Genomic DNA, 1279 nt, shown 5'->3' with positions numbered 1-1279 from the left:
CCGACTGAAATGAAAAACATATTCCTCGCGATCGTTTCCTCACTGTTGCTCACCCTCGGCTGCAATCGCGGCGCGGATGACGACCAGCGACGTGATTCGGCGCTCACAGCAGAATCGCCACCGTCGTCATTGTCGGACCCCAATGGCTATCACCGCTACTGGACTGCGAAGGCCGAAGCAGGTGATGCGAATGCCATGTTCGAGGTCGGCACTCAATTTCGGGACGGCATTGGCACGCCAGTTGACCATAAAAAGGCATTGGCATGGTGGCGAAAGGCTGCCGACGCTGGGCATGTCAAGAGCATGAGTAATATCGGCTACTACTACGATGCTGGCACTGTTGTCCCGCAAGACTATGCACTTGCACTTCGATGGTATACTCAGGCGGCGGAACTCGGTGACGCACTCGCAATGAAGAATGTTGCGCAGATGTATCTGGCAGGCGACGGTACTGACAAGGATGACAAGACCGCATTTGAATGGGCTTTGCGTTCCGCGAATGCTGGGTCCCGCCAAGGTATTGAATTGTTGTCGGAAATGTACCGTGAGGGAATTGGGACTGTTGCTAACGAGAAAGCAGCGGAAGAATGGACAGGGAAGGCCCTGTCTGCAGAACTTATTGAGTAGGGATCATATGCCCCGGAATCAGAAGACAGATAACTATGCCATGCACCGGAGCGGTGGCGTACGTTGCTCGGCCATCCTTGCCCGCTTTTCGGCCACCGCCCGGTGATGGCTACCGTTCGCCGACTTGGGAGTTACGCCAAACACAAATCTGCTTCGGCTACGAATGGCAAAAGACAGCGTTTCATCCTTGCTCCGGCTCCCCTGAACAATGCACATCAAAACCGCCCTTCGATCGTACGGTGACGCTTGGCGGACGACGTTTCACTTCATTGCGTTTGGAATCGCTTTCTCCATTTTGACATTTCCGTTTCGACTGCTGGGAATCGTTACCGGACCGGAACCAAGTTGGTACATTGCTGTGCCGCTTATTTTTGCTTTGGTGGTTTACTTGCCGTTTTCCGTAGCTTGGGCGTCACGACTCACTGGTGTTCGTCCACGTACGCCCAAAGAGCAGGAGGAGCACCACAGGAAGATTGTTGATGAAAAGAATGCTCAATTGCGTCGGGAGACCTCGCGTAAACCGATCGTGGATTGAACAATGTGCTCTCATCGCAACGCAAACACTGCGGCGAACCATGCCGTGCACCGGAGCGGCGTCGTCGCGTTTTCTGATGGTCAACTCTAAACTCGCCGCCCGGTGACGGCGGCCGTT

At 54.5% G+C, this 1279-nt stretch carries 1 protein-coding gene; it reads left to right on the top strand.

Annotation, left to right across the window (positions count from 1 at the left end):
- Window positions 1-627, top strand: a 627-nt coding sequence (locus RSSM_RS30620) for a tetratricopeptide repeat protein (RefSeq protein WP_236621508.1), incomplete at its 5' end; no start/stop codon positions are given.
- Window positions 628-1279: the final 652 nt, after the last annotated feature.

This window comes from Aporhodopirellula sallentina SM41 (genome assembly GCF_000346505.1).
In the GTDB taxonomy this organism is placed as follows: domain Bacteria; phylum Planctomycetota; class Planctomycetia; order Pirellulales; family Pirellulaceae; genus Rhodopirellula; species Rhodopirellula sallentina.
This window is presented reverse-complemented; position numbering and strand designations above follow the sequence as displayed.